3 protein-coding genes, 1 tRNA gene and 1 pseudogene are annotated in these 4,264 nt (G+C 34.8%); 4 read left to right on the top strand and 1 reads right to left on the bottom strand.

Annotation, left to right across the window (positions count from 1 at the left end; translation table 11 throughout):
• From HCUR_RS09710 to HCUR_RS07415, 3 genes and pseudogenes are all read left to right on the top strand, one after another.
• Positions 1-359, top strand: a pseudogene (locus HCUR_RS09710) (hypothetical protein); the annotation flags it as partial.
• Complete coding sequence (locus HCUR_RS09935) at positions 349-471, top strand: hypothetical protein (protein WP_279337824.1); 123 nt, start codon at positions 349-351, stop codon at positions 469-471. The pseudogene HCUR_RS09710 and the gene HCUR_RS09935, both read left to right, overlap by 11 nt.
• Positions 472-1,323: 852 nt before the next feature.
• Positions 1,324-1,851, top strand: a complete 528-nt coding sequence (locus tag HCUR_RS07415) for a DciA family protein (RefSeq protein ID WP_104207437.1) — start codon at positions 1,324-1,326, stop codon at positions 1,849-1,851.
• 41 nt (positions 1,852-1,892) lie between these two features.
• On the opposite strand, the gene HCUR_RS07420 is transcribed toward HCUR_RS07415, so the two are convergent.
• Positions 1,893-1,965, bottom strand: a tRNA-Glu gene (locus HCUR_RS07420).
• Between the two features lie 1,002 nt (positions 1,966-2,967).
• Here HCUR_RS07420 and HCUR_RS07425 point away from each other — a divergent pair.
• Positions 2,968-3,780, top strand: a complete 813-nt coding sequence (locus tag HCUR_RS07425; protein ID WP_207760996.1) for a TatD family hydrolase — start codon at positions 2,968-2,970, stop codon at positions 3,778-3,780.
• Positions 3,781-4,264: the final 484 nt, after the last annotated feature.

Consider the following 4,264-nt stretch of genomic DNA (forward strand, 5'->3'; position numbering starts at 1 on the left):
ACGTAACCTTATTAAAGCTCTACCTTATAAAATACATAAGGTGCGCACAGATAATGGGATTCAATGTACCAATCATGATCATCATAAAAATGCTTTTACTCATATCGTTGAGCGTGTTTGCAATGAGCATCAGATAGAGCATAGAAAGACTAAGATCAAGCATCCTTGGACTAATGGGCAGGTAGAACGAATGAACAGGCAAAACTCCTTGGCAATTTATTCTAAATCAGTGGACAATTCATCCAGAATATTTTACAATTAATCCTAACCATTTCTTGGCGGGACTAAACAATCCAGATATCAAAAAACTTATGGTAGAGTTTTTGGCAAACATTCTTAACAAGACAATTGAAATTTAAGAACGCATACCCCCAGGATGGGCAGTGCTCTCCAGAACATAGGTCGTTGAACGAACTTTGGCTTGGTTCAAGCATTATCCAAGATTGTCTAAAGAGTACGAAATTGCTATAGCAGCTTTCGAAAACAGGGTGATGATCGCTCATTCTATGCGCTTGTTAAGGCGCATCGCTAATCCATAAATACAGACTCTTATAATTCGTATTTACTATGCGGCCTTTATATACTTTGAGATTTAGTGTCGGTAATAGCTTTTATGCTAGGATTGATCGTTGTGTTTCACTTCTTAAATAGGCTAAAATCATGACGCGTATCGTTTCTAAAAGTAGTGAATATAGTTTTCTTTCTTTTCTTATGCCTTCTATTTTTCCCTAAATAAAATTTTCTTTTTTTATTATTGAAATTATTTATATGTTTCTTTTTTTTATTATTTTTTTGGTGCTCTATAGTCGTTTTTTGCGTCTATAAGGATATTTTACATCACTTTTAAGGAAGGCTTTTTTCCCAGTCAATGTAAAATCAGTCTGATTTCTGGTATACCCTAGTAATAAACTCGACATGCTCTTAAGTATTACAAAGTTCGTAATAGCCTTTCTTTTATAGGGAGTGTATTTGGCTTACAAAATTTTACTTTCTTCTTTCCTTCAGCCTCTTTCAGTATTGGTACTATCTTATTAAATGTAAACCGCTTCTTACCGTTTAAAATTTGAAACTTTTCGTCTTTATAGTGTGTTATTTTTTTATATTTTATATTAAATACTCTAATACAAATTAGTTAACACATATTTTTTAGGGTAGGCAAGCGGTCTACTCAAGAAATAAAAAGATTACTTACTCCGCCGATCTAATAAAATCTGGAAAAATGATCCGAAAATGTTTACCATTCATCTAAGTCATCACAATTTGAGCTTGCACACCAAAAAATAACCAAAACTTTTAATCTTTTTGAGTATCAGGAGTTTTATAATGGGTAATACGGAAAAATATTCAAAGCAATGGAAACGAGGCACGGGATTTCATCCCTTGGAGCTATCTTGTGGATATGTTCTACGACATCTCTTTCAAACAAAAAATTTTTTATATAGTAAAATGGCGCATGATTGGTCTGGTATTGTAGGCTCTGAAATTGCTTCCGTCACGCGTCCATGTCGTATTCAGGTATTCAAAAACGAAGGAACCTTGTGGATGGAAGTTGATGTGTCTGGAAGCTTATGGATCCCTGCGCACAGCTCCACACTTATAGAGCGCGTCAATCAATATATGGGCTATAAAGCAATAGCACGAGTTGTTTTTCGCAAAACTTACATCCACTCTCCCAGTATTTTTAATGCACCCAAAGATTTTTCGTCTGTTACTCGGGCTGAAAAATTTTCAGAAAACGATATTTTATGTCAAAAAATTTATCAAAAGACTCCTAATCTTCAACTACTTGCCTCTACTCCTTTAGGGGAAGCGCTCATGAAACTTGCGTTTGAAATGAAAATTTGGGTGTAGAGATTGTTTTATTTTGTTGGAACTGAATTCATAAAGTGTTGCACCTCCTAGGGGACTCGAACCCCTGTTTTCGCCGTGAGAGGGCGATGTCCTAGGCCACTAGACGAAGGAGGCATACTTAAGAATTATACTTTATTTTTTTATAAAAGCAATGTTGCATTTTCTCCAACAGTACTCGTTATTGTGTAAACTCGCTCAATAATACGTAGAGATAAGCAGAGATTAATACATCACTAGATAAACTATAGATCCAAATTCACTAAAAATGTATGGTGAAAATAAAATATGAGCAGAGATCACTAGGCTATTTAACGCAAGCATTGCTTATGTCTGTAGAAGGTGTAAAAGTTAAGATTGAGCGATAAAAAATCTTTTACGTCTGGATAGTATTTGTAAAAAAACAAATAATCAAGAAACAATTAACGATATAGCGCATGAAAGTCTTGTGTAGAGTGACGACAGTAGTATAGAGAGGACGATTTACAAAGACAGCAAATAAAGTAAAAAAAGTAAAAAGAGTCTGGGCAAAAAGCGTGGTAAATATTCCAAAAAAACTCATAGTACCCCTGGAATAAATTCATAGCGCTCATAGGTTTTAATGGTTCTTGCAATAGGAATGTTTTTTTAATCATTGGGGAGAACAAAGTTGAATCAAAGTGCTCAAAACTTGAACTAATTATGAACTATACCTCATTCCATAATGCTTATAAAACAAAACGAGTGATAGAACGCTTGGCTGCGCGCTAGTGTTATTACCGCCATATTCGCTTGACCTAAATCTCATTAAGAAATTCTGGAATACTATAAAACAATCCATTCACCATAATATTACTTAATGTACGGAATGATACAAGAATTTACTTCAATTATGTAAGTTTATCCCCAAAAATTGGTATAAACCCATACTTTTTTTCATGTTGGGAGACCAATCTAAATTTATCTCTATAGAAAAGCCAAACATTTAATCTCGATGAGCCTTTAACCTAGCGTTTTGTCACATGATTTTATACAAACGTTCTGTAGACCTTGTAAAAAAAAAATTTAAAGACTAAAAGTTCTGTAGACCTTGTAAAAAAAAAATTTAAAGACTAAAATAGTCATGAAAATTTTATATTTTTGTATAGAATTGTGCACTCTCTAAGCTTAGACCGTTTAGAATATGTTGACAGTCACTGTCACCTTGATCGTTATGAGAATGTAGACGAAATTCTACAACGCGCTTGGGAAGCGGGTGTACGGTGTATCGTGTCTATTTCCGTTCATCGAGAAAACACAGCGCGTGTTATAGAGATTTCAGAACGCTTTCCTTGGGTATACGCTTCTGCGGGTCTTCATCCCTGTGATGTGGACGACGATCCTTTAGAAGATCTGGAGTCTTGGTTAGTGAATAAAGCGCTCCATAACAAGGTTCTAGCACTAGGAGAAACAGGAATAGACCTTCAGGACAAAAGTCCTCCCTTAGCGCGTCAGCTTCAAGCTTTTGAGGCTCACGTCAACGCTGCATTGCATACTGGGTTGCCGCTCATCGTTCATATTCGAGGAGGATTTGATGCATTTTTTGATTTTTGGAAGCATTGGGATAAGAATACCCCTCTTGGAGTTTTACACTGTTTCACCGGAACATGGAACCAGGCTAAAGCGGTGTTAGATATGGGATGGTATTTGAGTTTTTCTGGTATTGTGACCTTCAAACGAAACGGTGCTTTATCAGAAGTTGCAGAAAAAGTCCCTGCTAATCGATTTATTTTAGAAACTGATGCACCGTGGCTCGCACCAGAACCGTACCGAGGTCGTGAAAATGAACCGTCGTATCTGGTATATACTGCAAAAAAAATTGCGGAATTACGTTGCTGTTCCACTTCGGAAATACAGTACTGTACTACTGAAAACTTTTATCGGTTATTTGGAAAAATTCAAAAAGTGTACTAAATCAACTTGATTTAAAGAGTTATATATGAAAATAATGAAGGAAAAAAGCATACATCAGGGATCTAAGGACACAATTTAGATAATATATAAATAATAGAAAAAACTTTATATTATTGTTTTCAATAAGAAGAGATACTCTGAGTAAATAGCCCGCGAAATGCGAGAAAGAAAACACACTATTATTAAAACCTATAGTAAAAGAGAAAGAAATCTATATCATCTAGAACCCAATAAATCCTTAAAAGAAAAAGAATTTAGCATCAGCCATTGTGTAATTCATAAAATACTAAATATAGTAATTTAACTTGAAAATGGGAATTAAAAAAATTTAAGTAAGGCCTTATATCATACTATACATTGAGTAATGTTACGGTTAATCCATCTTTGCATATGAGTCCAGAATTTCTAAATGGGGCTGATATCAGCAAAATACGGAGGTAAGAAAACTGACTCGCAGCCAATTGATTCAATGAATGTTTTTTCT

It is taken from the genome of Holospora curviuscula (assembly GCF_002930195.1).
Taxonomy (GTDB): domain Bacteria; phylum Pseudomonadota; class Alphaproteobacteria; order Holosporales; family Holosporaceae; genus Holospora; species Holospora curviuscula.

Excerpts from the sequence above, each read along its gene's own strand:
- HCUR_RS07415 (WP_104207437.1), top strand. The coding sequence starts at position 1,324 with ATGGGTAATACGGAAAAATATTCAAAGCAATGGAAACGAGGCACGGGA.